At 62.3% G+C, this 26,083-nt stretch carries 23 protein-coding genes; 14 read left to right on the forward strand and 9 right to left on the reverse strand.

Annotated elements, in window-relative coordinates:
• Positions 1-5 precede the first annotated feature (5 nt).
• The gene (locus FNA46_RS07395) at positions 6-731 is read right to left on the reverse strand and encodes a helix-turn-helix transcriptional regulator (protein WP_143124478.1); all 726 of its coding nucleotides are present in this window, start codon (positions 729-731) and stop codon (positions 6-8) included.
• A gap of 536 nt (positions 732-1,267) precedes the next feature.
• On the opposite strand from FNA46_RS07395, the gene FNA46_RS07400 reads away from it, so the two are divergent.
• From FNA46_RS07400 to FNA46_RS26520, 3 genes are all read left to right on the forward strand, one after another.
• Positions 1,268-3,544 (forward strand): TonB-dependent hemoglobin/transferrin/lactoferrin family receptor, encoded by a 2,277-nt coding sequence (locus FNA46_RS07400; RefSeq protein ID WP_143124479.1) that lies wholly within the window; start codon positions 1,268-1,270, stop codon positions 3,542-3,544.
• Positions 3,545-3,687: 143 nt separating this feature from the next.
• On the forward strand, positions 3,688-5,367 hold the full coding sequence (locus FNA46_RS07405) for a formate--tetrahydrofolate ligase (protein ID WP_143124480.1): 1,680 nt from the start codon (positions 3,688-3,690) through the stop codon (positions 5,365-5,367).
• A gap of 143 nt (positions 5,368-5,510) precedes the next feature.
• On the forward strand, positions 5,511-6,656 hold the full coding sequence (locus FNA46_RS26520; protein ID WP_143124481.1) for a GGDEF domain-containing protein: 1,146 nt from the start codon (positions 5,511-5,513) through the stop codon (positions 6,654-6,656).
• Positions 6,657-6,712: 56 nt separating this feature from the next.
• Here FNA46_RS26520 and FNA46_RS07415 read toward each other — a convergent pair whose 3' ends face one another.
• Both FNA46_RS07415 and FNA46_RS07420 read right to left on the reverse strand, forming a co-directional pair.
• Entirely contained in the window at positions 6,713-7,591 is an 879-nt protein-coding gene (locus tag FNA46_RS07415) for an extensin-like domain-containing protein (RefSeq protein ID WP_143124482.1), read from the reverse strand.
• Positions 7,592-7,681: 90 nt separating this feature from the next.
• A complete protein-coding gene (locus FNA46_RS07420; protein ID WP_143124484.1) occupies positions 7,682-9,502 on the reverse strand; it encodes a methyl-accepting chemotaxis protein in 1,821 nt (606 codons plus the stop codon).
• Between the two features lie 338 nt (positions 9,503-9,840).
• Between FNA46_RS07420 and FNA46_RS07425 the strand changes: the two genes are divergently transcribed.
• Positions 9,841-12,030: an anthranilate synthase gene (locus tag FNA46_RS07425; protein ID WP_143124486.1), complete on the forward strand. Its 2,190-nt coding sequence runs from the start codon at positions 9,841-9,843 to the stop codon at positions 12,028-12,030.
• A 1-nt stretch (position 12,031) separates the two neighbouring features.
• Positions 12,032-12,529 carry a GNAT family N-acetyltransferase gene (locus tag FNA46_RS07430; protein ID WP_143124487.1) on the forward strand — a complete coding sequence of 166 codons (498 nt, stop codon included), beginning with the start codon at positions 12,032-12,034 and terminating at the stop codon, positions 12,527-12,529.
• 34 nt (positions 12,530-12,563) lie between these two features.
• Here the strand turns inward: FNA46_RS07430 and FNA46_RS07435 are convergent, their stop codons facing one another.
• Positions 12,564-13,130 carry a tyrosine-protein phosphatase gene (locus FNA46_RS07435; protein WP_244617913.1) on the reverse strand — a complete coding sequence of 189 codons (567 nt, stop codon included), beginning with the start codon at positions 13,128-13,130 and terminating at the stop codon, positions 12,564-12,566.
• Between the two features lie 243 nt (positions 13,131-13,373).
• Between FNA46_RS07435 and FNA46_RS07440 the strand changes: the two genes are divergently transcribed.
• Together FNA46_RS07440 and queF are read left to right on the forward strand one after the other, a co-directional pair.
• Entirely contained in the window at positions 13,374-14,285 is a 912-nt protein-coding gene (locus FNA46_RS07440) for a cation diffusion facilitator family transporter (protein ID WP_143124489.1), read from the forward strand.
• 1 nt (position 14,286) lies between these two features.
• A complete protein-coding gene (gene queF, locus FNA46_RS07445; protein WP_143124490.1) occupies positions 14,287-14,751 on the forward strand; it encodes a preQ(1) synthase in 465 nt (154 codons plus the stop codon).
• A gap of 97 nt (positions 14,752-14,848) precedes the next feature.
• On the opposite strand, the gene FNA46_RS07450 is transcribed toward queF, so the two are convergent.
• Together FNA46_RS07450 and FNA46_RS07455 are read right to left on the reverse strand one after the other, a co-directional pair.
• On the reverse strand, positions 14,849-15,622 hold the full coding sequence (locus FNA46_RS07450; RefSeq protein ID WP_143124492.1) for a DUF2076 domain-containing protein: 774 nt from the start codon (positions 15,620-15,622) through the stop codon (positions 14,849-14,851).
• 144 nt (positions 15,623-15,766) lie between these two features.
• Positions 15,767-16,357 (reverse strand): HupE/UreJ family protein, encoded by a 591-nt coding sequence (locus FNA46_RS07455; RefSeq protein ID WP_143124493.1) that lies wholly within the window; start codon positions 16,355-16,357, stop codon positions 15,767-15,769.
• Positions 16,358-16,557: 200 nt separating this feature from the next.
• Here FNA46_RS07455 and FNA46_RS07460 point away from each other — a divergent pair, with 200 nt between their 5' ends.
• From FNA46_RS07460 to FNA46_RS07470, 3 genes are all read left to right on the forward strand, one after another.
• Positions 16,558-17,145, forward strand: coding sequence for an ATP-dependent Clp protease proteolytic subunit (locus FNA46_RS07460; protein WP_143124495.1), 588 nt, complete (start codon positions 16,558-16,560; stop codon positions 17,143-17,145).
• A gap of 130 nt (positions 17,146-17,275) precedes the next feature.
• Positions 17,276-18,241: an acetylxylan esterase gene (locus FNA46_RS07465; RefSeq protein WP_143124496.1), complete on the forward strand. Its 966-nt coding sequence runs from the start codon at positions 17,276-17,278 to the stop codon at positions 18,239-18,241.
• Positions 18,238-18,966, forward strand: coding sequence for an esterase family protein (locus FNA46_RS07470; RefSeq protein ID WP_143124498.1), 729 nt, complete (start codon positions 18,238-18,240; stop codon positions 18,964-18,966). The genes FNA46_RS07465 and FNA46_RS07470 overlap by 4 nt, the downstream gene beginning before the upstream one ends.
• 34 nt (positions 18,967-19,000) lie before the next feature.
• Here FNA46_RS07470 and FNA46_RS07475 read toward each other — a convergent pair whose 3' ends face one another.
• The 3 genes from FNA46_RS07475 to FNA46_RS07485 form a co-directional block, all read right to left on the reverse strand.
• Positions 19,001-19,843: an acyl-CoA thioester hydrolase/BAAT C-terminal domain-containing protein gene (locus FNA46_RS07475; RefSeq protein ID WP_143124499.1), complete on the reverse strand. Its 843-nt coding sequence runs from the start codon at positions 19,841-19,843 to the stop codon at positions 19,001-19,003.
• Between the two features lie 150 nt (positions 19,844-19,993).
• Positions 19,994-21,232 carry a saccharopine dehydrogenase family protein gene (locus FNA46_RS07480; protein ID WP_143124501.1) on the reverse strand — a complete coding sequence of 413 codons (1,239 nt, stop codon included), beginning with the start codon at positions 21,230-21,232 and terminating at the stop codon, positions 19,994-19,996.
• Positions 21,233-21,284: 52 nt separating this feature from the next.
• Positions 21,285-22,382, reverse strand: a complete 1,098-nt coding sequence (locus FNA46_RS07485; RefSeq protein ID WP_143124503.1) for a carboxynorspermidine decarboxylase — start codon at positions 22,380-22,382, stop codon at positions 21,285-21,287.
• 384 nt (positions 22,383-22,766) lie between these two features.
• Between FNA46_RS07485 and FNA46_RS07490 the strand changes: the two genes are divergently transcribed.
• From FNA46_RS07490 to FNA46_RS07505, 4 genes are all read left to right on the forward strand, one after another.
• Positions 22,767-23,957 carry a GGDEF domain-containing protein gene (locus FNA46_RS07490; RefSeq protein WP_143124505.1) on the forward strand — a complete coding sequence of 397 codons (1,191 nt, stop codon included), beginning with the start codon at positions 22,767-22,769 and terminating at the stop codon, positions 23,955-23,957.
• Positions 23,958-24,101: 144 nt separating this feature from the next.
• Positions 24,102-25,280 carry a benzoate/H(+) symporter BenE family transporter gene (locus FNA46_RS07495; RefSeq protein WP_143124506.1) on the forward strand — a complete coding sequence of 393 codons (1,179 nt, stop codon included), beginning with the start codon at positions 24,102-24,104 and terminating at the stop codon, positions 25,278-25,280.
• Between the two features lie 40 nt (positions 25,281-25,320).
• The gene (locus FNA46_RS07500) at positions 25,321-25,593 is read left to right on the forward strand and encodes a BrnT family toxin (protein ID WP_143124507.1); all 273 of its coding nucleotides are present in this window, start codon (positions 25,321-25,323) and stop codon (positions 25,591-25,593) included.
• Positions 25,571-25,819 carry a CopG family transcriptional regulator gene (locus FNA46_RS07505; protein WP_143124508.1) on the forward strand — a complete coding sequence of 83 codons (249 nt, stop codon included), beginning with the start codon at positions 25,571-25,573 and terminating at the stop codon, positions 25,817-25,819. Before FNA46_RS07500 ends, FNA46_RS07505 begins: the two co-directional genes overlap by 23 nt.
• Positions 25,820-26,083: the final 264 nt, after the last annotated feature.

A 26,083-nucleotide genomic window follows, 5' to 3' on the forward strand; every position in this document is an offset into this window, starting at 1 on the left:
ATCCGTTAGCTGATCAATCGCAAGCGTATGGCTTTCGCTACCAGCTGGGTTCGATTCACGCAATCGAGTTTCTTGATTGCCTTATTGAGATAAGCATTAACTGTGTGGTCTGAGAGCGACAGGATGCTGGCAATTTCGGAGGATGTCTTTCCCTGGGACGTCCAGCGTACAACTTCCAGTTCGCGCACGGTCAGCAGCTTCTGCTGCACCGGCTCCTGTCGGCGCAGCCGGTCGAACATGGTGAAGGCGTGCAGGAACAGCATGCCCACCTCGTTCAGTTCGGGCAGCGTCAGCATCGGTCGATCGCCGTCGAGCCGCATCATGAACACGGAGCCGTCCGCCGAATAGAGCGGCATGGCGACGCCTGTCGAGATCTCGTGGCGGCCGAGGAAGGCCAGGAGACGCGGCGAGAAGTTCAGGATTCGCCCTTCCTTGACGCTTTCATGGCAGCTCCAGCAAAGCGGCAGCACCATGTTCTTCATCATCGGTGCCAGCGGGCATTCCTTGAGAAGCTTCAGTTCGTCGAATTCCGTGACGAAATTGGCGGGAAAGGTTGTCTCGACGGCCAGGGGCGCGATCAGCGTATCGGTCGCAGCCGGCGAGTTCATCAGCGTGAAGTATTTGAAGCCGAATTGTGCCGGCAATCGTGCCATCGCACGCGCAAGCGCTTCGCGACTATCCGCGGTTGAGATCGACTGGCTGAGGAGCGAATGGCGTTCGAGCGTGATCATAATTTCGGGAGGTAAAAGTGTGACAAATACCGCTGCTGCAAGAAGTATATCAAACTGTGTCAGGAACCAACATAATTTTCGAAAGTCTGCACTTAAAGAATGGCGGTTCCCGGTAACGTTTCGTGAGACGCATGGCTGGTGCCCTCAAGATCCGTCATCGGCATGAAATGCAGATGATAGCGCTAACATCGAGCTGGATTCCGTATTCGCGTCTCATTCAATTGCACCTTGTGTGGCGTGACCTTTGCGCATGCGCAGTATCCCGTCCAGTGCTGCTGCACAGGTTCTGCCCCTGAATCTTCGGGGTTTTATACAAAATCATGACAATGTGTCGACTTGGTCACAAGTGTGATGTCGAATGATGCTCCTCGCCAAACATGATTAAATTTATCATGTTTAATCTTGACATAATAAATCATGTTTTTTAAGTGGCGGAAACCGGGCGAGGCTCTGGCCCGGTCATCGTCCATCTTGCCATCTCACGTCGGGCGCACGCGCTTCGGCGCGATCGCTCATGCCTTTCGAAAGGGGTTCGAATGCTTCGCCGTCTTCAACTTTCGCTTCTCGCCTGCTCGGCGCTGTCCGTTGCCGCACTGGCGGTGCAGGCGTCTGCCCAGGAGGCTGCCTCAGGGGAGACGGCCACCGTTTTGCCGCGTGTCGCCATCAAGGGCGAGCGGGTCACGGCTCCCAAGGGCAGCGCAACCGATACGCCATTGGCGACCGAAACCACCGCCCGTGAACTGGCCGACAAGCAGATCACCAATCTCGAGGACCTCGGCCGCGTGGCGGAGCCGGGGGTAAACGTCAACAAGACGACCGGTTCGGTGAATATCCGCGGTCTCGAAGGCAACCGTGTGCTGTCCACCATCGATGGCATTCCGGTTCCCTATTTCAACGATCCGACCCGCAGCGCGACGGGCGGCGTCGATACCTTCAGCTTCTCCTCGCTCTCCGCCGTCGACGTGATGCGCGGCGCCGATTCAAGCCGCGCTGGTGCCGGTGCGCTCGGCGGCGTTATCGCCTACCGCACGCTGGAGCCGGAGGATCTGATCGGCGAGGGACGTGACTGGGGGGCACTGGCGAAAACGACCTATGACAGCAGTGATCGCAGCTGGGAGGGGTCTGCCGCGATTGCCAAGCGGATCGAAAACACCTCGATCCTGTTCCAGGGCAGCTATCGCAAGGGCCATGAGCGCAAGACGGCCGGCGATGTCGGTGGCTATTCCACGACCCGTACCGAGGCGAACCCGTCCGATTACGATCAGCACAACCTGCTTTTCAAGCTGCGCCAGCAGCTGGAAGGCGGCCATACCATCGGCCTCACGGCGGAGCGCTATCGCAAGGATCGCGACACCGACATGAAGACCTCTCAGTCGACCACCGGCAACTATCGCCCGGGCGACTATATCGGCCACAAGGACAATGAGCGCGACCGCGTATCGCTCGACTACAAATTCGAAAGCGAGAGCGACGACAGCCTCTTCGACAATGCCTGGGCCTCGCTCTACTTTATGCGCACCCGCACCGCCGATGGCTACACCGGTTATCGCACCACATCGGTGATCGGCCCGATCGGCCGCGTCAACGACAACGAGGAACGCACCTTCGGCCTGATCGGTGCTGCGCAGCGCGAGGCGGAGATCGGCGGGTTCAACAACCGCTTCACCTTCGGCTTCGATCTCGCCACCAGCACCATCGAACAGTACTCGTCGGGCTATGACAACTGCGGTCCGAAGCCTTCCAGCGGCAGCTATACCGGTGCGCTCGCCGCCTGCAACAACCTGCACACCAACCAGGCCGATACACCAAAAGTCGACAGCCAGCGGATCGGACTTTACGTGGACGACGAGATTGCGCTTGGCGGAAGCGGCGTGCGCCTGACGCCCGGTGTTCGCTTCGACTGGGTAAAGCATGACCCGAAGATGACCGATGCCTTCGCCAGCAATGCCAGCAATCCGAGCCTGCCGGACGGCTTTGAGGATGCCGGTCTCTCGCCGAAACTGCGCCTGGCCTATGACGTCGCGCCGCAGGCGGAGCTGTTCGCCCAATGGTCCATGGCCTTCCGCGCCCCGACCGCCGGCGAACTCTACAGCTCCTTCGGCGCGCCGGGCACCTACCTGCGTCTCGGCAATGCGGATCTCGAATCGGAAACCAGCAATGGTGTCGAGGTGGGAGCAAATCTGGGCGACGAGGCCTTTGGCGGGCGCGTCAACCTCTTCTACAACCGCTATCGCAACTTCATTGACGTGCGCAGCCTGAGTGCCGCCGAGGCGACCGCGATGGGTTACAGTCTGGCCTCCTATCCGCAGGGCGGTATCACCCAGTACCGCAACATCGCGCGCGCCGAAATCTACGGCGTCGAACTCTCCGCTCACCGCACCTTCGACAACGGCATCCGCTTCGGCGGCGGCCTCGTTGCCTCGCTCGGCAAAAACCTCGACAATGACAAGTATCTGAAGTCGGTGGCGCCGGTAAAGGCCGTGGCGAGCATCGGTTACGATACCGAACACTGGGGCGTCGGGCTGGATTTCACCGCTGTTGCCGCCTCGCGCAATCAGAACGACGTCGACATCAGCACGGTGGCCGGACAGACCAGCTACTTCAGGACGCCCGGCTATGGGCTGACGGATCTCGTTGCCTGGTGGGAGCCGGAACAGGTGAAGGGCCTGCGCATCAATGCGGGCATCTACAACCTCTTCGACAAGAAGTATTATGACTACACGACGGTGCGCGACAATGCCGCAAGCCAGGCGCGTGCCTTCTATTCGGAGCCGGGCCGCAGCTTCAAGATTTCCCTGACGCAGCGCTTCTGATCTCCGGTTGCTGCGTGCGGAAAAGGCGGTGGGGGTTTCCTCGCCGCCTTTTCTGTTTGTCCCGGGCTTTGGCTGCGGGGCTCCATTTCCACACAGCCTTGCCATGGTCTATGAAAGGCAAAACAACTGCTGCGAGGAACATCATGGGAGCCGTGCCGTCCGATATCGAAATTGCCCGCGCCGCCAGGAAGCAACCGATCTTCGAGATCGGCGCGAAGCTCGGCATTCCCGCCGAAAGCCTCGTCCCCTACGGCCATGACAAGGCGAAGATCAGCCCGGATTTCATCGCGGCCCAGAAGGGGAGGCCGGACGGCAAGCTGATCCTCGTCACGGCGATCAACCCGACACCGGCCGGCGAGGGCAAGACCACCACGACGGTCGGCCTCGGCGATGGCCTGAACCGCATCGGCAAGCGGGCGATCATCTGCGTGCGCGAACCCTCGCTCGGCCCCTGTTTCGGCGTGAAGGGCGGGGCTGCCGGCGGTGGTTATGCGCAGGTGGTGCCGATGGAAGACATCAACCTGCACTTCACCGGCGATTTCCATGCCATCACCGCCGCGCACAATCTGCTCTCGGCGATGGTGGACAACCACATCTACTGGGGCAATGCGCTGGATCTCGATCTGCGCCGCATCACCTGGAAGCGGGTGATGGACATGAACGACCGGGCGCTGCGCCAGATCGTCGGCCCGCTCGGTGGTGTCTCCAACGGTTTTGCCCGCGAGACCGGCTTCGACATCACGGTCGCCTCCGAAATCATGGCGATCCTGTGCCTTGCCACCGACCTCAAGGATCTGGAAGCCCGGCTCGGCGCCATCATCGTCGGCTATCGCCGCGACCGCACGCCGGTCTTTGCCCGCGACCTGAAGGCCGATGGCGCCATGGCCGTGCTGCTGAAGGATGCCATGCAGCCGAACCTCGTGCAGACCCTGGAAAACAATCCGGCCTTCGTGCATGGCGGCCCCTTCGCCAACATCGCCCATGGCTGCAATTCGGTGGTGGCGACCCGGACGGCGCTGAAGCTTGCCGATTACGTGGTGACCGAAGCCGGCTTCGGTGCCGATCTCGGCGCCGAAAAATTCTTCGACATCAAGTGCCGCAAGGCCGGGCTTTCGCCCTCTGCCGCCGTCATCGTCGCGACTGTGCGCGCGCTGAAGATGAACGGCGGTGTCGCCAAGCCGGACCTGTCGCAGGAAAACGTCGAGGCGCTGCGCGCAGGCTGCGTCAACCTTGGCCGCCATATCGAGAACCTCCAGAAGTTCGGCGTGCCGGTCGTCGTCGCGATCAATCACTTCTCGTCCGATACCGAGGCCGAGGTGGCGGCGGTGAAGGCCTATGCGGCGGCGCTCGGCGTGGAGGCCATCCTCTGCCGCCACTGGGCGGACGGCTCGGCCGGCATCGAGGATCTGGCGCGGCGGGTGGCGCAGATTGCCGAGGACGGCACCGCGCGCTTCAAGCCGCTCTATGCTGACGATCTCTCCCTGTTTTCCAAGATCGAGAAGGTTGCCCGCGAGATCTACCGGGCCGGCGAGGTGACGGCCGAGCGCGCCGTGCTGGCGCAGCTGCGCAGCTTCGAGGAGCAGGGCTATGGCCACCTGCCGGTCTGCATTGCCAAGACGCAATACTCCTTCTCCACCAATCCGGACCTGCTCGGCGCACCGAGCGGCCATGTGGTGCCGGTGCGCGAGGTGCGGCTTTCTGCCGGCGCCGGCTTCGTGGTGGCGATAACAGGCGAAATCCGCACCATGCCCGGCCTGCCGCGTTCACCATCGGCCGAACGCATCCGGCTGAATGCCGAGGGTCATGTGGAAGGATTGTTCTGACGGACACTCCCGGTTCTGGTTGACACGCGTCTACCACCCGTTAACCGCTGCGGCAAAATCGGTGGCAGGCAAGGACACAAGGCGTGTGCGCTAAGGGGATTTCAAGGCTCGAATGGCAGGCTTCTGTCATTCGGAGACCCTGAATGACACACAGAATAGCCGGCGGCATTGATCCGCCACGATGGCCGGTCCTCAGATGGATCGGCAGCCTGGGCAGCGACGTCAGCGAGGAGATGCGCCATCGTCTTGGCGCGACCATCGCCAATTCGACGCATGCCATCGTCTGCGGCAGCGTCAACTCCATCTGCGTGACGCTGGTCGCCTATGCGCGTCTCGACCATCCGGTTCTCTTGGTTATCGCCGCTCTGGATCTTCTCTCGCTTTTGGCGCGGCTCGGTGTGATGCATGGCAGGTTCGCCCGGTTTGCCCCGGACGTCGTATTTGCCTGCGGTCTGCTGTGGGCCAGCCTGATTGCAGCGACGACGACGGTGGTGGGGTTCAGCGATGACATGCCGATGTTCATCATCGTGGTGGCGTCTGCGCTCGGCTCCTGTGCCGGCATCGTCTCGCGCAATTTTGCGGCCATGCGCTATGCGCTGATCCAGGTCGCAATCATCGATCTGTCCTACAAGGTGCCGTTTGCCCTGCGAAACCCGGATTTCGCCCCGCTGCTGGCCCTGCAGGGCCTGCTGTTCGTCATCGTCTGCATCGGCATCATGCGCCAGCAGCGTGCCACCACCGTGCGGGCCATTGCCGCCGAGATCGAAAGCCGCAAGCAGTCCTTCGCCGATCCGTTGACAGGACTTCTCAACCGCCGAGGTCTCGATGCGCAGGCACGTGAAATGCTGGCTGGCGGCATGGCCAATGCCCTGCTCTGTCTGGATCTCGATGGCTTCAAGTCCGTCAATGACCGGCTTGGCCATGTGGCGGGCGATGATCTGCTGTGTCAGGTCGCGGACCGGCTGCGGGAACAGGCGCCGTCCGGCTCCGCCATCTGTCGTCTGGGCGGGGACGAATTTCTGCTGCTGACGACCTGCGTCGGCGAGGAGGATGCCAAGGCGCTGGCCAGCCGCCTCATCCGGCGGCTCATGACGCCCTATCCAGTGGCTGGCAGTCTGTCGACAATCGGCGTCAGCATCGGCATCGGCCTGATCCCCGCCGATGCGACCGACCTCCGGCAGGCAACGCTCGATGCCGATCGGGCGCTCTACAGGGCCAAGGCCGCGGGCAAAGGCTGCTTCCGGATCGCTGCGCAGCCGGGACCGCTGTTCGGCGAAATGGCCGGCTGACCGCGGCTGGCGCTGAATGCGGTGTTTTGCCGGCCTGTGCCGCCGTTGCCCCATCGCTACCGGCAATAACGATAGCCGCCCTTTCGCTCCAGCACGTCGAGATGCAGGTGATCCTGATGGGTCGCGTCGCTGCCGGGCGGCAGCACGGTTGAAAAATGCAGGCAGGCCCCGGCGGTCGCAGTGCGCTGGAAGGCTCCCGTCAGCGTTGAATCCTCTTGTCGCGGGGTCATGGCAATCGTCTGCCTGTCGTCCAGCACGAAGCCGGTGATGTCGATGGCATTGCCGCGGGCATGCTCGGAAATCTTGCCCCGCTCGGCGCTGTTGCGGTTGCGACAGGAATAGGCGGCGGCATTCTTCACGGACGTGATCCGCCGGTCCGGAAAGGCGATGTGCAGGGCAGGATTGACCGTCTCCGCCATCCAGCGGGCCAGCGACAGCGCCGTCTCGCATCGCATCGGTGTTTCCTCTGAGAGGGGGACGTCCGGCAGGATCTCGCGCACGACGATCGGGCTGTCAATTCCGCAGCCGGGCTCCTCGCCGGTGATGGCGGGGCGTGTTTCGTAGCGCGTGCCGAGCCTGTCGAGATCCGCAAGGCAGGCCTTCAGCGCCACCGGATCCTCCTTTTCGACGGCGGGCGGAGGGGGCTCCGTTTCGGCGCCGCTCGCGCCCTTTTCCGTCTCTTCCCCATCTTTCGTCGGGGCAGCATTGGGGGCGGTGTTCGCAGCCGGTGCCGGTTCGGACGAAGCCTTGTCGGCGTCCTGTGGCGGTTCTGGCCTTGCCTCGGGAACGGGCGCGGTCGCCGGTGCCGTCCCGGCGGGCGCAGAGGCAGGCTCTGCGGCTTGCGGCCTTTCGGCGGGACGTGGCCCGGTCTCGGGCAGATCCATGCCGGTCGAGAGCAGCATGGCGGCTGCGGCAGCAAGAAAACGGGCGAACATGGCGCTTCCTTCCCTGTTGGTTCGGGAAGGAAACGCGCCAGACGCCATTTGGTGGCGTCCTCGCATGGCTTCTTGTGGTCGACCGGTGCCTCAGGCGGCGCGCGGTGCCATGGCCTGACCCGGCCGGTTGTCGTCACGGATGAACTGGCCGACGAGGCTGACCATCTCGCCCACCTCTTCGGTCAGCGAATGGGAGGCGGCATTCATTTCCTCCACCATCGCGGCGTTCTGCTGGGTGATCTGGTCCATCTGGTTGACGGAGGTATTGATCGCCTGCAGCACGTCGGACTGTTCGGAGGTGCTTTGGGAAATCGTCTCGATATCCGTGGCGATCGAGACGATGTCGCCCTCGATTTCCTGCAGCGACTGCCCCGTGCGGCTGACAAGATCGACGCCTCCGGCCACCTCGCGGTTGGAATGGGCAATCAGCGTGCTGATTTCCTGGGCGGCAGCAGCCGAGCGCTGGGCCAGCGCACGGACTTCCTGGGCCACAACGGCAAAGCCCTTGCCGGCCTCGCCGGCGCGGGCGGCCTCGACGCCGGCATTGAGAGCCAGAAGATTGGTCTGGAAGGCGATCTCGTCGATCACGCCGGTGATCGAGCCGATCTGCCGCGACGCCTCCTCGATGCGGCTCATGGCGGCAATCGCCTCGCGGACCACGCCGGCCGAGCGACCGACATTGTCGCGGGCATGGCTGCTCTTGACGCGGGTGGTGCGGGTCAGTTCGTTGGAGGAGGCAACCTTGGAGGTGATCTGGTCGAGGGCCGCCGCCGTTTCCTCGAGTGCGGCCGCCTGCTGTTCGGTGCGGCGGGCGAGATTGTCGGCGGAGCCGTCGAGGCTTTCGGCATTGGCGCGGATCTCGTCCGCCTTGCCCAGCACACGCCGCATCGTCTGCTGGAAGACGGCCAGCGAGCGGTTGAAATTCTGCCGCAGAACCTCGAACTCAGCCTGGAAGGGCTGGTCCAGTGTATCGTGGATGTTGAAGCGCGACAGCCGGTCGAGGCCCGCACCCAGTTCGCCGATCACCTTGTTCAGCGTCTCCGCCCGCTCGATCTCGGCGCTCAGCCGGTTGTTGCGTTCGGCGGCGGCCTGTTCGGCCTGGCGGCGCGCCTCTTCTTCAAGCGCCTGCTTTTCGAGAGCGGCTTTGCGGAAATGGGCGACGGCCTTGGCCATCTCGCCGACCTCGTCGCGTCGCTTAAGATGCGGCACCGCAGTCTGGTAGTCTCCACCGGCCAGCGCGGTCATGTAGCGGTCCATGTCGCGCATGGGGGTGATGGCCATGCGCCGGAACAGGAAGAGACCGCCGATCAACGCCAGAAACGCCAGCAGGCTTGCCGCATAGGCCGACAGGCGATAGGTGATGTCTGCCTTGCGTGCCCGCGCTTCCACGCTCTTCTGATAGGCCTCAGAGAGGGCGACCAGTTCGACCACGGCTGCGCGCTGCACCTGGAACTGGCGCCGCAGCGGGGCGAGATTGGTATCGCGTCCGTCATTCTTGGCAAGATTGAACTGCGGCACGATGCGACGGAACAGCAGGTCCCAGAAGGCTTCTGCCGCCGGCTTCACCTTGGTGTCCAGATGCGTGCGGATCTCGGGGGGCAGGTCCTTGCCGGCCCAGACGGCCATCCGCGTGTCATAATCCTGCCGGAGCTTCTTCAGGATCTCGATATTGGCATCGGTCTCATCCGGATGACGCGCCGTTTCCGTCGCCGTCAGATAAGCTTCCACCAGAAACATCGGTGGCGGCAGGATATCGGCAATGAGATCCTTGGCATCGACGACGCGTTCGTATTCCGGGCCGTCCACCTTCAGTTGCTGCAGAGAATAGAGCAGCACGCCGATGGCAAGCCCAAGGCTCAGCAGCAGCGTGAGGCCGAAGAGCCCCAGAAACCGCGAGATTGTGATGTTCATGCGAATGGCCCCCGGACCAGGCGTTGCCGGGCGAATGCCCGATCTTTCGCATTAACTAATACACACAAAAATTATTTAATCGCTAATTGTATTGCCTTGTCTATGTTCGCGTAAAAATGACACTCATTTCAGGACTTGCAGGCACCGGCCGGTCGCGCTATCACATCAGCATGAAAACGTCGATGATCATGGTTATCTGGTGGTGGGCTCGCTGACAGCGGCCTTGACCAGTCATGTCCTGAGACGAGACAAAGCCGCCCGAAACTCCCGAGGCGGCTTTTTTCGTGCAAAGCCTCCTCCAGAACCGGGTCCGAAGGGAAAGTGGAAGAGGTGACAGCATGGTAACCATCATCGAAGACGACGGTTCGGAAGTCTATGAGACCCGCGGCGGGATTACTGTTAGCCGCAAGCGTCGGCCAACCCCCTATGCCGATGCGGTGTCCAGCTATGTGGACAAGCTGGACGAACGCCGTGGCGCTGTCTTTTCCTCCAACTACGAATATCCGGGCCGCTATACCCGCTGGGATACGGCCATCGTCGACCCGCCGCTCGGTGTCTCGTCCTTTGGCCGCGCTGTCTGGATCGAGGCCTATAACGGCCGTGGCGAGGTGCTGCTCGATTTCATCGCAGAGCGCCTGTCGCGCGAGCCGGACCTGACGCTGGGCGCGCGCACCGCTCGCAGGCTGGATCTTTCCGTCAATGCCCCCACCCGCGCCTTTACCGAGGAAGAGCGCTCCAAGATGCCGACGGTGTTTACCGTGCTGCGCGCCATCGTCGATCTCTTCCATTCGGAAGCCGATAGTGCCATCGGCCTGTTCGGCGCCTTCGGTTACGATCTCGCCTTCCAGTTCGATTCCATCGACCTTTCGCTCACCCGTCCCGATGACCAGCGCGACATGGTGCTGTTCCTGCCGGATGAAATCCTCGTCGTGGACCATCATGCCGCCAAGGCCTGGATCGACCGCTACGACTTTTCCCGCGAGGACAGGACCACTGTCGGCAAGGCGGAGGAGATTGCGCCGGAACCCTTCCGCACCACGGACATGATCCCGCCGAAGGGCGATCACCGCCCCGGCGAATATGCCGAACTCGTCGTCAAGGCGAAGGAAAGCTTCCGTCGCGGGGACCTGTTCGAGGTGGTCCCCGGCCAGAAGTTCATGGAGCGCTGCGATTCGAAGCCTTCGCAGATCTCCAACCGGCTGAAGGCGATCAACCCGTCGCCCTATTCCTTCTTCATCAATCTCGGTCATCAGGAATATCTGGTCGGCGCCTCGCCGGAAATGTTCGTGCGCGTCTCCGGCCGCCGCATCGAGACCTGCCCGATTTCCGGTACGATCCGTCGCGGCGAGGATGCGATCTCCGACAGCGAGCAGATCCTGAAGCTGCTGAATTCCAAGAAGGACGAGTCTGAACTGACGATGTGCTCGGACGTCGACCGCAACGACAAGAGCCGCGTCTGCGAACCCGGTTCCGTCAAGGTGATCGGCCGCCGGCAGATCGAGATGTATTCGCGTCTCATCCACACGGTCGACCATATCGAGGGACGCCTGCGCCCGGATATGGATGCCTTCGATGGCTTCCTCTCCCACGCCTGGGCCGTCACCGTTACCGGTGCGCCAAAACTGTGGGCCATGCGCTTCATCGAGAAACACGAAAAGAGCCCGCGCGCCTGGTATGGCGGTGCGATCGGCATGGTCGGCTTCAACGGTGACATGAATACGGGTCTCACGTTGCGCACCATCCGCATCAAGGACGGCATTGCCGAGGTGCGCGCCGGCGCAACCCTGCTGAACGACAGCGATCCGCAGGAAGAAGAAGCCGAAACCGAACTGAAGGCCTCCGCCATGATTGCCGCCATCCGGGATGCCCGCACGGGCAATACCGCCAAGATCAGCCGCGATGTGCAGACGGTCGGGCAGGGGGTGAAGATCCTGCTCGTCGATCACGAGGACAGTTTCGTTCACACACTGGCCAACTATTTCCGCCAGACGGGGGCCGAGGTTTCCACGGTGCGTACGCCGGTGCCGGAAGAGATCTATGACCGGATCAAGCCGGACCTCGTGGTGCTCTCGCCCGGACCGGGCAATCCAAAGGACTTTGACTGCAAGACGACGATCCGGACGGCCCGCGCCAAGGGTCTGCCGATCTTCGGCGTGTGCCTTGGTCTCCAGGCGCTGGCGGAAGCCTATGGCGGCGAACTCCGCCATCTCGCGGTTCCCATGCACGGCAAGCCGTCGCGCATCCGCGTGCTGGAACCCGGCATCGTGTTTGCAGGCCTCGGCCGCGAGGTGACGGTGGGGCGCTATCACTCCATCTTTGCCGATCCGAAGACGCTGCACCCCGATTTCATCATCACCGCCGAAAGCGAGGATGGCACGATCATGGGCATCGAGCATGCCAGGGAGCCGGTGGCCGCCGTTCAGTTTCATCCGGAATCGATCATGACGCTCGGCGGCGATGCCGGCATGCGGATGATCGAGAACGTGGTGGCCAAGCTGTCGCGCCGCGCCAAGGAACAGGCGGCGTAAGATGGAGCCGATCGGCATCGAACCGATCCGGGAAGCGCATGTCGAGGGCTTTCATGCGGCCCTCGATACCGTCGCGCGCGAGCGTCGATATCTTTCCTTTCTGGAGGCGCCGCCGCTGGAAGGCACACGCGATTTCGTGCAGGACAATATCCGCAACGGCCATCCGCAATTCGTTGCGCTCGCTGAGGGGCGGGTTGTCGGCTGGTGTGATATTCGTCGCCATCCACGCGAGGTCCATGCCCATCGCGGTACGCTCGGCATGGGGATCATCCCCGGCTATCGCGAGCGCGGGCTCGGCCGCCGGCTGATCACCGCCACCATCGATGCGGCCCGGGCGCAGGGGCTGCACCGCATTGATCTCGATGTCCATGCAGACAACCTGCGCGCCCGGGCACTCTACGAAAAGGTCGGCTTCGTTGAGGAAGGCATCGCGCGCGATGGTGTGCGTATCGACGGCCGGTTCATCGATGTGGTCCAGATGGGGTTGCTGCTGAGCTGAGGCAGGGTTGACGTGCCGTAAGGCTCCGGACCGGTCAGCTTGGCAATCCCACCAGTTTCTCGAACTGCTCCCAGGTATCGTCCATGGCATAGACACCGGTGAAGGGAATGTTGAGATGCCCGAACAGCGGTGTCAGCTGCCATTCGGCTGTCTTTTCATCAACACCAGCGATCTGCTGCAGATACATGACGGAGGCAAGCCCCGTGCGGTCGGCGCCGCTCTTGCAGTGAACGAGGATCGGCCCCTCCGCGTTGCGCATCAGTGCCACCAGCGCAAAGCTCTGCGCGGGCGTCAGCTCCCGCTCGGCCGACATGGTAAAGTCCACGTGGTTCACCCCATGCGCTCTTGCCACGGCCAGTTCGTCCTCATACCAGCCTGCGCCGGGCTGGGCCCCCCGCAGGTTGATGACCGTGCGGATATGGTATGTCTCGATGTCCTGGCTGAGCGCCGTGCCGGAAAGCTGTGCGGAGCGGTAGAAGCGTCCGGGGATCACCTCATGGAAATTGCCCGTCCATTGCAGAGCGCACAGATAGGTGCCGAACGAGAGCGACAGCGCCAGAACCGTCTGGCCCGCACGCATGGCAATCCGTCTGTAGATCATCCGTCTGTTCCGCCCGAACCCGCTGCCCGAACCCGCTGAGGGTCCTCGGCCTGTGGCGCCAGCAAGGGTCGGAGTCGTGGCCTATTTATGGCATTCCGGCCCCGGTTGAGAAGCGCTTTGACTTTTTGCGCAATCCGAGCGATAGACGCCACGAAATCGAAACCGCCGGGCGCTACAAGAGCGCTTCGGCGGTTTCGCTGTTTCAGGCCTCTTGCAAATCATTCGCATGCGCACGGAAAGACGATGACCGACGACGAGAAACAACTGGTGCAGCGGCTGGCCCTGTGGGGGATTCCCCTGTCGGTCGGCGTCATGGCGCTGAAACTCCTGGCCTGGTGGGTCACCGGTTCGGTGGCGCTGCTTTCCGACGGCCTGGAATCCTCCGTCAATGTCACGGCTGCCGTGGTGGCCTATGGCGTGATCCGCTACGCGCAGCGTCCGGCCGACGAGGACCACCAGTTCGGCCACCACAAGGCGGAATATCTCTCGGCGGTGCTGGAGGGCGTTCTGATCGTGGTGGCCGCGCTTCTGATCGTCAAGGAAGCCTGGGGCGGGCTGATGGAGCCGCACCTGCCGGAGGCGCCGGTGCTCGGCCTTGCCATCAATGCGCTGGCCGGCGTCATCAATGCCGTCTGGGCAACGGTGCTGATCCGCATCGGCACCAGCCATCGCTCGCCCGCGTTGAAGGCCGATGGCCAGCACATTCTCTCCGATGTGGTCACCTCCATCGGTGTGCTGATCGGCCTCGTGCTGGCGCTGCTGACCGGCTATGCCATTCTCGACCCGGTCATGGCGATCATCGTTGCCCTCAACATTCTCTATCAGGGCTACAAGGTGATCACCTATTCGCTGGGCGCCCTCATGGACAAGGCGGTGGAGCCGGAAGAGGAAGAGGCGATCCGCGAGGCGATCCGGACCAATTCATCCGGCGTGCTTGGCGTGCATGATCTGCGCACCCGTCGCGCGGGAGCGGCCGCCTTCATCGATTTCCACCTCGTTGTTCCCGCCAACATGGCTGTCGGCGAGGCGCATGAAATCTGCGATCGCTTGGAAGATGCGATCAAGGAGGCTATTCCCGGCGCTTCTCTCGCCATTCATGTGGAGCCGGAGGGCGAACGCGCTCATGGGCTCAAGGTCAAGGTAGAAGGTCAGTAAGATGAGCATGACGGATGTCAGCGGGCTCTCGCAGCTCGGAAAGCAGGTGGATGCCCCCACCAGCCCGGAAACGGCGGTGCTGGAGCGTGTGCCGAACAGCAATGCCGGAACCGATTACGTGGTGCGCTTCACCGCCCCGGAATTTACTTCGCTCTGCCCGATGACGGGCCAGCCGGATTTCGCCCATATCGTCATCGATTACATCCCGGGCGAGTTTCTGGTGGAATCGAAGTCGCTGAAGCTGTTTTTGTTTTCCTTCCGCAACCACGGTGCCTTCCACGAGGATTGCTCCGTCTACATCGCCAAGCGTCTTGTCGATCTCCTGGCGCCGAAGTGGCTGCGGATCGGGGCCTACTGGTATCCGCGCGGCGGCATTCCGATCGACGTCTTCTGGCAGACGGGTGCGGCACCCGAGGGCGTGTGGCTTCCGGACCAGGGCGTGCCGACCTATCGCGGCCGCGGCTGATCCGGTCCACCTGATCAAATCCTGAATACGAAAAGGCCCGGTCTGCGCGAAGGAGGCCGGGCCTTTCGTGTGTGCGTTTGCTCAGGCGGCGTCTCGATCAGACGAAATCGCTGTCGTCGCTGCCATCGTCGGTATCGTCGGCGTTCCAGTCGGTATTGTCATCATAGCCTGCCTGCTGCAGGTTGTCGCCCACATCGGCCACCGTGGTCTGGCCCGCATCGCCGTAATAGTTGTTGATCACGGTTTCCTCGATCGGGCCGTGGCCAAAACCTTCCCCCAGAGGATTGCCGAGGCCCAGCCCCGACATGTGGTTGCCGAAAATGCCGCTGAGTGAATTGGCAAGCAGCATGCCGCCGGCAACACCGGCTGCCGTGCCGAGCGCACCTGTGAGAAAGCTGCTGCCGGCAGACGGCGCGCGGATGCCCTGCTGCGCCCAAGGGCCGGCAACCGGCTGTTGCTGCGGCGGCGCATAAGCCTGGGGTGCACCATAGGCCGGCTGCGTGCTTCCCCACGGGCCAGCGGAAGGGGCCGTCGAGGGAATGGGATTATAGGCGGGACGCTGCGCGGGGCGCGGCGGCTGGCCGGAGCCGAAGATGGAGCTCAGGAAGCCGCCACGCTGCTCCTCGGCAGGTGTGGCTGCCTGCGCTTCCAGGTCGCGCACGCGCGCTTCCAGTTCGTTGATGCGGCGAGAGGCGGCTTCCAGCCCCTTTTCCTGGACGATTACGGCCTGCGCCAGATAATAGGGCGCAGAAGGTTCGTTGCGCACCGCATCGGCAATCAGGCGCTCGGCCTCGCCATCCCGCGGTGTCGCGGTGGCGCTCCTGATGCGTTGGAACAGATCATTCAGCAGCTGGCGTTCTTCCGGTGACATGGCGATCTCCTGACGGGCGGATAGGTCCCCGTGCATGAGAATAAAATAGGGCCGGATTCCGGCTTTTTCAGCCGCCGCAATCTTAAATCTCGGTAAGCTTGAGAGGGCGTAAACGGGGCCGGCGAACCGGCCCCGAAAAAGCGGTCAGCCGCCGAAGACGAGCGACAGGCCGGCAAGTGCCGTCAGCGCCCCGACGATGCGGGCAACGACGGGCGTCACGCGCTGGGCAACGATGCCAAGGCCGATGCCGACGACATGCAGGAAGGCGGTGGAGAGGACGAAGCCGAGGCCGAATTCCAGCGCGCCGGCCTCGCCAATTTCCGTGCCGTGCGCATGGCCATGGAAGAGGGCAAAGACGGCAACGACTGCGGCGGAGGCGGCCACCGGCAGGCGAACCGCAACGGCGACCAGCAGGCCAAGGCCGATGACGGAAGCGAGGATTGCCGGCTCCACGAAGGGCAGGTGAACGCCGAGCACGGCGAGCAGGAAGCCGAAGGCCATGGTGGAGACAAAGGCGGCCGGCACGGCCCAGAGAGCGGCCCGCCGCTCCGGATCCCCGGCGATCTGCGCTGCCCAGAGGCCGACGGAAATCATCACCAGCACGTGGTCGGCGCCGAAGATCGGGTGCGAAAGGCCGGCGGCAAACGAGCCGTGTTCCAGCGGATCGAGATGGGCAAAGGCCGGTGCGGCGGCGGCGGCCAGCATGGCGGCGGTGAGCGAAAGGCGTTTCAACATGGTGGTTCCCCTGAAATGGCGGCGAGCGGATGCCGGGAGGCGGGCACCCATCGTCAGCCGCAAGATTAGGCAGTGCCCAAAAATCTGTCCATCCGCAAAATGACGAAGGCGGCATTCACCTTACTCGTGTTTCGCTCATTGTTTTACGTCGCCGAACGCATTATGTCCGAAGCTACGGAACTGAGATTGGAGAGCGCTCGATGCTTGATGAAAACGACGACGACAAGAGCAAGGAATTGCCGCTCGGCAAGGAAACGGAGGCGAACCTTTTCAAGTCGCGCTCGATCTTCATCTATGGCGGGATCACGCAGGAACTGGCGCAGAAGGTCTGCACCCAGCTGGTGGCTCTGGCCGCCGCCTCCGACGAAGACATTCGCATCTACGTGAACTCGCCCGGCGGCCACGTGGAATCGGGCGATTCGATTCATGACATGATCAAGTTCATCAAGCCGAAGGTCTGGATCATCGGCACGGGCTGGGTCGCATCGGCTGGCGCGCTGATCTACGTGTCGGTGCCGAAGGAACGCCGTATCTGCCTGCCGAACACCCGCTTCCTGCTGCATCAACCGTCCGGCGGCACCCGCGGCATGGCCTCCGACATCGAGATCCAGGCGCGCGAAATCATCAAGATGAACCAGCGTCTGATCAAGATCTTCTCCAAGGCCACCGGCCAGACGGAAGAGAAGATCGCCAAGGACATCGACCGCGACTACTGGCTGTCGGCCGAAGACGCCGTGGCCTATGGCCTGGTCTCGAAGATCGTCGAAAGCCAGTCCGAAATCGGCTGAGCCTTTCGCGGCAACCTGTTCGACATGCACCCCGCCGGAGCGATTCGGCGGGGTTTTCCGTATCGATGCACCCGACAGAGGCGGCGCCTTCCGCCCGTCCGGGACCCGTTCTGCAAGGCAAGATCCAGCGATGAGCATTCCGACCGTTCACCCCTATCCCTTCGATCCGACCTATGGCTACAGCCTGGAGGCGCTGCTGGCGCTGATGCCGCCCGAGGCGCCGGAGGGGTTCGATGCCTTCTGGGCGCGGCGTTACGAGCGGGCGCTGAAGGTGAAGCCGCAGCCGGAGCTTCTGCCCGGCGCCAGCGACCATGACGACTGGCATGTGCGCGAGATCCGCTTCACCTCCACCGACCGGGTGCGCATCGGCGGCTGGCTCTTGACGCCGAAGGGGCGCGAGGCACGGCGTGGCATCGTCGTCGGCCATGGCTATGGCGGACGCGATGCACCGGATTACGATTATCCCGTCAAGGATGCCGCACTTCTCTTTCCCTGCTTTCGCGGCATGTCGAAAAGCCCGCATCCGCCGATTTCCGGCAATGCCGTCTGGCATGTGCTGCACCACATCGACAAGCCGGAGCGCTATGTGATCGGCGGTTGCGTGGAGGATCTGTGGATCGCGGTCTCGGCGCTTTCCACCCTGTTTCCGAAGCTTGCCGGGCGCATCGGCTATAGCGGCATCAGTTTTGGCGGCGGCATCGGCGCGCTCGCCATGCCGTACGACCGGCGCATCGATCGCGGCTTTCTGGAAGTGCCGACCTTCGGCAACCGTCCGCTGTGGCTGACGCTGCCGAGCACCGGCAGTGCGGCCTCCGTGCAGGCCTACCGACGCACGCATCCGGAGGTGGACGAGATGCTGCGGCTCTTCGATTCGGCGACCGCTGCCACCCGCATCACCCAGCCGATGCTGGTGGCGGCGGCGCGCTTCGATCCGGCGGTGGCACCCCCCTGCCAGTTTTCGGTGGCCAATGCGCTTGCGAAATCAAAATTTAATGAAACCTTCATTCTCGACGCGGGGCACTTCGACTATCCTGACGCTGCGGTGCAGCATAACCTTCTCTCCGAGAAGGTCAGGCAGTTCTTCGGGGTGACATGATCCGGGAATATCTACGCTGGTACAGTCCACGGCTCCATCGCGACATGGAGCTTCTTGTTTTCGGTCATGCCGGCGCCAAGGTTCTGATGTTCCCAACCCGGGAGGGCCGCTTCTTCGAATATGAACAGCTCGGCGTGGTGGCGAGCCTTTCGGAAAAGGTGAGGGCGGGGCAGTTGCAGCTCTTCTGCATCGAGGGGCTGGCGGGGGAAACCTTCTACAGCCACTGGCGCCACCCCGCCGATCGCATCCGCCGCCACGCGCTCTTCGAGGACTATGTGCTGGAAGAAGTGCTGCCGCTGATGAATGCCCGCAACCCCCATGACTGCACCATCGTCCAGGGCTGCAGCCTCGGCGCCTTCCAGGCCGCCAGCCTCGCCTTCCGCCACCCGCATCTGTTCCGCAAGCTCGTTGCCTTTTCCGGCCGCTACGACCTCACCCTCAAGGTGGAACATTTCGACGATCTGCTGGGCGGCTATTATGACACCGACGTCTATTTCCGCACCCCGACCCACTTTCTCGCCAATCTTCCCGCCGGCCCGCAGCTCGACCACCTGCGCCGGATGGAAATCGTGCTGACGATCGGCGCCGAAGACCCGTTTCTCGACAACAACCGCCACCTCAGCCACCTGCTGCAGGAACACGGCGTGCAGCACCAGATGCACATCTGGCACGGCCGCGCCCACCGCGCCAGCGCCTGGCGAAGGATGGCCCCGCTTTATATTTGAGTGGGGCGGGTTGGGGGTCGCTCCAGGTGTTTCCCTAGAGGATCTGAAGTATGGCCTGCCAGGCTTTCCTGCCAAGCCTTGCGTCTGCTTCGTCATTGCCTCCATGGGCGTGTAACGCTGATCTCGGAGTGTCTTCGCCCGGCAGAAGAATGCGGTGCCCCGCCTCTGCATCCGTCAAAAGGAGCGTCAATCTGCTGTCATTGCGTCGTTGTGCGGATAGTTCCGTCGCAAAAACCTCCGATGGCCAGAGAGCATCATCGCAGCCGGCGATCAGGATCATGTCGGCGGGAGACTTTTCGATCAGGATACGAGCGGAGGCCACAGCGTGGCTGTTCTGCACCAGGCATTGTTGGAAAAACGAGCGATAGGAGATCAACTGCTCGCGGTATTCCGGTTGCCAATCAAGTATGGCGGGGACGAACGATAAGGGCTGACCACGGAACGACCACGAGGACCGTTCGGGCCATGCGATGCCATCGATGCCTGGTCCTATATTGCCCCACACGACAGAGCTTGGACTGATCGCGATCACAACGCGAATGCGGTGATCAAGTGTTGACGCCAACAGGGCCGCTTCTGCGCCCTTCGACGTTCCAATGAAAATTACTCGCTGACAGCCCTTTGAGATCAGGAAGTCGGTCGCATCCGTGAAGACTTCAAGCGGGATTTCACATATCCCCGCTGCCTGGTTGCGTCCGCCGAACCATTGCAGGGCGAGTGCGTGAACTCCCGTCCGTGCGAAAAGGTGCGCTCTGGGAACGTCAACCCTGCCACTGGAACCGCCGAGGACGACGATTCCAGTCCCGTTCGGCTTGAGGGCAGCGACGAAGGTGCCTCTGATCGGGCCGTCCAACTTCTCTTCAACGAACAATGACATCGCAGGAATCCGCTTTCGGCTTTCAAGCCTTTCAAAGGCTCTCTGAACGAACACGGTGTCAACTGCCGGTTTGGCGGGATGGGGTGCAAACAAAAACCCCGCCGAATTCCTCCAGCGGGGTCCCATCTCTTATCACATCTCTAACTTGGCTCAGAACGCCACGGCCCGATCACCATCCTCGTCCTGAATGCGCGTCGGCAGGCCGATCTTGTTGAGCAGGTTGATAAACGGCTTCGGCGGCAGTTCCTCGACGTTGGCCATCTTCTTCACGTCCCATTCGCCGGTTGCCACCAGCATGGCGGCGGCGACCGGGGGAACACCGGCGGTGTAGGAAATGCCCTGGCTGCCCACTTCGTTATAGGCTTCCTTGTGATCGGCGACGTTATACAGGAAGACGGTCTTTTCCTTGCCGTCCTTGAAACCCTTTACATAGTCGCCGATGCAGGTCTTGCCTTCGTAGTTGGGGGCAAGCGAGGCCGGGTCGGGCAGGCAGGCCTTCACCACCTTGAGCGGCACGACTTCGGACCCGTCGGCGAGCTTCACCGGCTGCTCGGAGAGAAGGCCGATCGATTTCAGCACGGTGAAGACGTTGATGTAGTGATCGCCAAAACCCATCCAGAAGCGCACATCGGCGCCGTCCATGTTCTTCGCCAATGAGTGCACTTCGTCATGGCCGCAGAGATAGGCGCGGCGGGTGCCGACGACTGGCAGGTCATAATCCTTGCCGATCTCGAACATCTTGTTCACCTGCCACTGGCCCTTCTGCCAGGAATAGACAACGCCGGTAAACTCGCGGAAATTGATTTCCGGGTCGAAATTGGTGGCGAAATATTTGCCGTGGCTGCCGGCATTGATGTCGACGATATCGACATCGGTCACCTTGTCGAGATACTCGTCCTTGGCGAGCCGCGCATAGGCGTTGACGACGCCCGGATCGAAGCCGGCGCCGAGAATGGCGGTGATGCCCTTTTCAGCGCATTCTTCCGCACGCTTCCACTCATAGTTTCCGTACCACGGCGGGGTCTCGCAAATCTTGTTCGGCTCTTCGTGGATGGCGGTGTCGATATAGGCGACGCCGGTGTCCATGCAGGCGCGCAGCACCGACATGTTGAGGAAGGCGGTGCCGACATTGATGACGATCTCAGTGCCCAGCCTGGTGATCAGGGCCTTGGTAGCTTCGATGTCGAGCGCGTCGAGCGCATGGGCTTCGAGAACGCCCGGCTGCTTCATCGCCTTCTTTTCGTGAACCGAGGCAATGATGGCGTCGCACTTGGCCTTGGTGCGCGAGGCAATGTGGATATCGCCCAGCACGTCGTTGTTCTGCGCACATTTGTGCGCCACGACCTGTGCCACGCCGCCCGCGCCGATGATGAGCACGTTCTTTTTCATGATGGGGACCAACTCCTTGTCCAATCGTCAGAAACCTTTGCCATGAGGAATTTCAGGAAAGGCTTTGTTCGTAGTCCGTGTATGAAAACTCGCGGACCGTCCTGAGGCTGCCATCCAGTTCGCGGATGGCGATTGCCGGCATTTTCACGCCGTTAAACCAGTTTTTCTTGACCATCGTGTAACCTGCGGCGTCCTGGATGGAGATCCGGTCGCCCACGTTCAGCTCGCTCGGAAAATCGAACTCGCCAAAAATGTCGCCGGCCAGGCAGGACTTGCCGCAGACCATGTAACGATGCGGTCCCTGGTTGGGGGAGACCTTCGCATTCTCACGATAGATCAGAAGATCCAGCATGTGCGCTTCGATGGATGAATCCACCACGACAAGGTCCTTGCCGTTGTAGAGCTTGTCGAGCACGGTGACTTCCAGCGTGGTCGATCGGGTGATCGAGGCTTCGCCCGGCTCGAGATAGACCTGCACGCCGTAGTCGCCGGCAAACCGCTTCAGCCGCTCGGCAAAGCGTTCGAGCGGATAGGCGTCGCCGGTGAAATGGATGCCGCCGCCGAGGCTCACCCATTCAGCCTTCTTCAGAAGGGGCGAAAATTTCTCCTCGATCTGGCCGAGCATGGTATCGAACAGGTCGAAATCGCCGTTTTCGCAATTGTTGTGGATCATGAAGCCGGAGATCAGATCCATCACCGGTTCGACCTGTTTGACATCCCATTCGCCAAGCCGCGAGAAGGGGCGGGCGGGGTCTGCCAGGTCGAAGGTAGAGGACGATACGCCGGGGTTCAGCCGCAGGCCGCGGATGATGCCGGCCGACTGTTTTTCGAAGCGCTGCAACTGGCCGATCGAGTTGAAGATGATCTTGTCGGCGTGCGAAACGACCTCGTCGATCTCGTAATCGGCATAGGCGACCGAATAGGCGTGCGTCTCCTTGCCGAAACGCTCGTGGCCAAGGCGCACTTCGTTGAGCGAGGACGAGGTGGTGCCGTCCATGTAGTCGCGCATGAAGTCGAACACGCCCCAGGTGGCAAAGCATTTCAGCGCCAGAAGCGCTTTGGCGCCGGAACGTTCGCGCAGCAACGCGATCTTCTCCATATTCCGGAGCAGCTTCGACTTGTCGATGAGATAATAGGGAGTCTGGATCAAGGCTTCATCCTTCGTGAACCCAGCCGTTTCCGGCGGAAGTGAACGGGACGCCCCGAATGCGTCGGAGGGGGTCCTATGCAAAAGGGGGGAGGAAGGCAAGAGCCTCCGCGGATGCGGCGTGGCTATACGGTTATTTTCCTGCTTCTCCGGCCTTTGCGCCGCGGTCTGCGTGTTCCGCTGCTACGCGTCGATGCGGGTCGCGACCATCTCGGGGCGCATCATCCGGCAAGGTTCCGGCGGCCGCGCAGGCGCGGCAAAATCTCTCTGTGCTGTCCCGCAAGCCGTCTGTCCTTGATCGAGAGGCGGGAAAATGAAGCGGTCATTTAGCCATATGTCACTTTTGTCGCTTATGGGGATGAAACGTGGTTGTTTCCGGAAGTTGTCATGCATCTTGATTTTGCGACCGTTCTTGTCCTGCATCCTCTGTCTCTGATCGTCGGTGCGATCTGTCTGCTTTACCTGCGCTGGCACGCCCCTCAGCATCGCGGACTGGGCAATATGGCGGCCGCCTTTCTCATCGTTGCGGCCGGGGCGCTTCTTGCGGGCATCAGCGAGCGGCATCAGTGGGGGAGTGGCATCTGGACGCTGTTCAGTTTCGCGAGCGTGCCATTCGCCTACACCCTGTTCTGGATCAGCCTGCGCAATCTCGTGCATGAGCGGCCGGCAGGCCGCTGGTTGCTGCTTCTTCTGTTGCCGGCAGTGTTGGTTCTTCTGGCTGCCTTGACCGGATTCTATCTGGTGGGCATCTATCGTGCCATCGCCTACATCTCCGTCATGTCCGGCTTTGCGCTGGCCGGTGCCTGGGTGGTGATGTCTGATCCGCTGGAGGAGAGTCTCTCCAGCCGCCATGCACTGGCGGTGGTGCTCTGCATCAAGCCGCTGATCGGGCTTGTCATGGCGATCGGTCTCATCAATCCGGATCTGGCGTTGATGACGATGGCCCAGACCTTTTCCGTTCTCATCCTCTGCCAGTTTGCCACCTCGATGTTCGTGGTGATCCTTGTCCAGGAACGCGTCGAACGTCGATTGATACGGTTGTCGGAGACCGATGCGCTGACGCGGGTCCACAATCGTCGCTGGCTGCATGACCGCCTGCCGCAGCGCGCCGTGCCGGGCGATGCCTTCGTGGTGATCGACATCGATCACTTCAAGGCGGTCAACGATCGCCATGGGCACGCCGCCGGCGATCATGTGCTGACGATGGTCGCGCAGACCATGGCCGGCCTTCTGTCCCGCGATGCGCTGTTTGCGCGCATGGGGGGCGAGGAGTTCGGGCTGTTCCTGCCGCGCCATGTGGATGTGAAGCCCGGCGTGATTGCGGAGACGCTGCGCCAGGCCGTGGCTGTGCTGCCCGTTGTCTTCCACGAAGAGCGCATTCCCGTGACGATCAGCCTCGGGCTCGGCATGGCCAGCCGGGATACCTCGCTGACCGCGCTGATGGCCAAGGCCGACGAAGCGCTTTATGCCGCCAAGCGGGGCGGGCGCAACCGCGTCGTCTGCTTCCGCAACGCCGTTTCCGGCGACGGCGCACCGCAGATGCCGGACGGCCAGGCGCCGGACCGGATGAGTGCCTGATAGACGCGCACCTCACCATGTCCCGCGAAAAATCTCCAGCTTGCCTGTGGTGAGGAACCGCAGTCGACGCCCTTTCGCCTTGCCAGCCGGCGGGGAATTTGCTTCGGCTCTCCGACCCATATTCAAATCAGCCGGACTGTGCCGATGCTCAGAGATTTTTCCATCCAAGCCATGGTCATGGGCCTGCTTGCGGCCTTTGTCGGCTTCGTCAGTTCCTTTGCCGTCATCATGCAGGGGCTGAGCGCCATGGGGGCCGGGCCGGACCAGGTGGCCTCCGCGCTGCTGGTGCTGTCGGTGCTGATGGGTGTGCTCGGCATCCTCCTGCCGCTCTGGCTTCGCATGCCGATCAGCGTGGCGTGGTCGACGCCGGGGGCGGCGCTTTTGAGCAGCGTCGGCATGATCGAGGGCGGATTTCCGGCGGCGGCTGGCGCCTTTGTTCTCTGCGGCGGGCTGATCGTGCTGTCGGGCCTGTTTTCGCCGCTCGGCCGCGCGATCCGGATGATCCCCGCGCCGCTGGCCAATGCCATGCTGTCAGGCATTCTCGTCAATCTGTGCCTCGCGCCGGTCAAGGCGGTTGCCTTCAATCCCTGGCTCGGCCTGCCGATCGTCGCGACCTGGATGCTGGTGGTGATCTGGAAGCGTCTCTGGGCCGTGCCGGCGGCACTGCTCGCCTTTGCGCTGGTGCTGGTGTTTGGCGTGGATCTGCCGCCGGATGTGCTGTCAAGGCTTGGCCAGTCCATTCATCCGCAGCTTCTTCTGGTGGTCCCCGTCTTTACCCTGCATGGCTTCATCTCGGTGGCCGTGCCGCTTTTCATCGTCACCATGGCTTCGCAGAACATTCCGGGCATCGCCATTCTCAAGGTGAACGGCTACGAGCCGCCGCCGAACCCGCTTTTCGTCGCCTCCGGCCTGTTTTCCGCCATTGGCGCGGCCTTCGGTGCCGTGCCGGTGAACCTTGCGGCGATCACGGCGGCAATGTGCGCCAGCGAAGAGGCGCATCACGATCCCAAGCGGCGCTACTGGTCGGCGATCGTTGCGGGCATCGCCTATATCTTCTTTGGCCTGCTCGCTTCCGGCATCATCGCTTTCGTCGCCCTGTCGCCGCCGATCCTGTTGCAGGCGGTGGCGGGGCTCGCCCTGATCGGCGCCTTTTCCAGCGCCGCACAGGCCGCCTTCCGCGACGCCGATACCCGCGAAGCCGCCGCCATCACCTTCCTTGTCACCGCCTCCGGCACCGCTTTTGCCGGCGTCTCCGGCGCCTTCTGGGGGCTGATTGCGGGGGCGGTCATGCTGGGGCTGAAGCGGATGGCGACGAAGGGTTGAACTTCTCGATTTCACCGCATGGTTGTGATTTGATGATGAGATGCAGTTCGAATTCGATCCAGCCAAAAGCGAGATGAACAGGGCGAAACACGGAATCGATTTCGTGGAGGCTCAGGCTTTGTGGTATGATCGATCGAAGAAGACGCTTCCGCTCTCCTTCGAGGGAGAGCCCCGGTTCATTTGCATCGGCAAAATCGGGCCTGCTCTGTGGGCCGGTATTTTTACCTGGCGCGGTCAGAGGATCCGAATCATCTCCGTGAGGCGGGTGCGTAAATCGGAAAGGTTGATCTATGAGCAAGATCTCGGCGGATGAATTCGACAGAAAATTCGATGATGGTGACGACATCGATGATTATCTCGATGGGGCCACGGCCAAGACAGGTGACATTGGGCGCGACCTGTTCCTCGTCAAATTGTCTGAAACGGCTGCCGTCGAAATGGCGGCGGAAGCGGGGCGGCTGGGGCTGGGTATCGACCGATTGATTGAACGGTGGGTCGAAGAGAGGCTGGCGCAACATCGCAAGGACGCCGCCGAATAACACCCTTGCGCTGCCATTCTTCTCGCGTTATGTCTCGGCCCATGAAGATTTCGGGCGAAACCATTTCTGCTTCATACGCCGCGGGCCGCATGGCTGACCGCGCGTCGTCGTTTGCCCTAAACTCGCTTCTTCTCCTCGGCCTTATCCGCGGTTGCCGGGTCCTTTGAGGAGCGCCCGGCGGCCGATAGAGCCTGCCGGCAAAAGCTCCTCGCACAAAATCCCCGTTTGAAGACCAAAAGCCTCGCATGAGGCCTTGATCCACCG

This window comes from Affinirhizobium straminoryzae (assembly GCF_007004135.1).
In the GTDB taxonomy this organism is placed as follows: domain Bacteria; phylum Pseudomonadota; class Alphaproteobacteria; order Rhizobiales; family Rhizobiaceae; genus Neorhizobium; species Neorhizobium straminoryzae.

Bases quoted from the DNA above. Each gene is read 5' to 3' on its own strand.
- FNA46_RS07455 (WP_143124493.1), bottom strand. From the start codon at position 16,357: ATGTTGAAACGCCTTTCGCTCACCGCCGCCATGCTGGCCGCCGCCGCC.
- FNA46_RS07440 (WP_143124489.1), top strand. From the start codon at position 13,374: ATGACCGACGACGAGAAACAACTGGTGCAGCGGCTGGCCCTGTGGGGG.
- FNA46_RS07405 (WP_143124480.1), top strand. From the start codon at position 3,688: ATGGGAGCCGTGCCGTCCGATATCGAAATTGCCCGCGCCGCCAGGAAG.
- FNA46_RS07505 (WP_143124508.1), top strand. From the start codon at position 25,571: ATGAGCAAGATCTCGGCGGATGAATTCGACAGAAAATTCGATGATGGT.
- FNA46_RS07430 (WP_143124487.1), top strand. From the start codon at position 12,032: ATGGAGCCGATCGGCATCGAACCGATCCGGGAAGCGCATGTCGAGGGC.
- FNA46_RS07490 (WP_143124505.1), top strand. From the start codon at position 22,767: ATGCATCTTGATTTTGCGACCGTTCTTGTCCTGCATCCTCTGTCTCTG.
- FNA46_RS07460 (WP_143124495.1), top strand. From the start codon at position 16,558: ATGCTTGATGAAAACGACGACGACAAGAGCAAGGAATTGCCGCTCGGC.
- FNA46_RS26520 (WP_143124481.1), top strand. From the start codon at position 5,511: ATGACACACAGAATAGCCGGCGGCATTGATCCGCCACGATGGCCGGTC.
- FNA46_RS07415 (WP_143124482.1), bottom strand. From the start codon at position 7,591: ATGTTCGCCCGTTTTCTTGCTGCCGCAGCCGCCATGCTGCTCTCGACC.
- FNA46_RS07470 (WP_143124498.1), top strand. From the start codon at position 18,238: ATGATCCGGGAATATCTACGCTGGTACAGTCCACGGCTCCATCGCGAC.
- FNA46_RS07500 (WP_143124507.1), top strand. From the start codon at position 25,321: ATGCAGTTCGAATTCGATCCAGCCAAAAGCGAGATGAACAGGGCGAAA.
- FNA46_RS07435 (WP_244617913.1), bottom strand. From the start codon at position 13,130: ATGATCTACAGACGGATTGCCATGCGTGCGGGCCAGACGGTTCTGGCG.
- FNA46_RS07480 (WP_143124501.1), bottom strand. From the start codon at position 21,232: ATGAAAAAGAACGTGCTCATCATCGGCGCGGGCGGCGTGGCACAGGTC.
- FNA46_RS07465 (WP_143124496.1), top strand. From the start codon at position 17,276: ATGAGCATTCCGACCGTTCACCCCTATCCCTTCGATCCGACCTATGGC.
- FNA46_RS07395 (WP_143124478.1), bottom strand. From the start codon at position 731: ATGATCACGCTCGAACGCCATTCGCTCCTCAGCCAGTCGATCTCAACC.
- FNA46_RS07400 (WP_143124479.1), top strand. From the start codon at position 1,268: ATGCTTCGCCGTCTTCAACTTTCGCTTCTCGCCTGCTCGGCGCTGTCC.
- FNA46_RS07495 (WP_143124506.1), top strand. From the start codon at position 24,102: ATGCTCAGAGATTTTTCCATCCAAGCCATGGTCATGGGCCTGCTTGCG.
- queF (WP_143124490.1), top strand. From the start codon at position 14,287: ATGAGCATGACGGATGTCAGCGGGCTCTCGCAGCTCGGAAAGCAGGTG.
- FNA46_RS07425 (WP_143124486.1), top strand. From the start codon at position 9,841: ATGGTAACCATCATCGAAGACGACGGTTCGGAAGTCTATGAGACCCGC.
- FNA46_RS07475 (WP_143124499.1), bottom strand. From the start codon at position 19,843: ATGTCATTGTTCGTTGAAGAGAAGTTGGACGGCCCGATCAGAGGCACC.
- FNA46_RS07450 (WP_143124492.1), bottom strand. From the start codon at position 15,622: ATGTCACCGGAAGAACGCCAGCTGCTGAATGATCTGTTCCAACGCATC.
- FNA46_RS07420 (WP_143124484.1), bottom strand. From the start codon at position 9,502: ATGAACATCACAATCTCGCGGTTTCTGGGGCTCTTCGGCCTCACGCTG.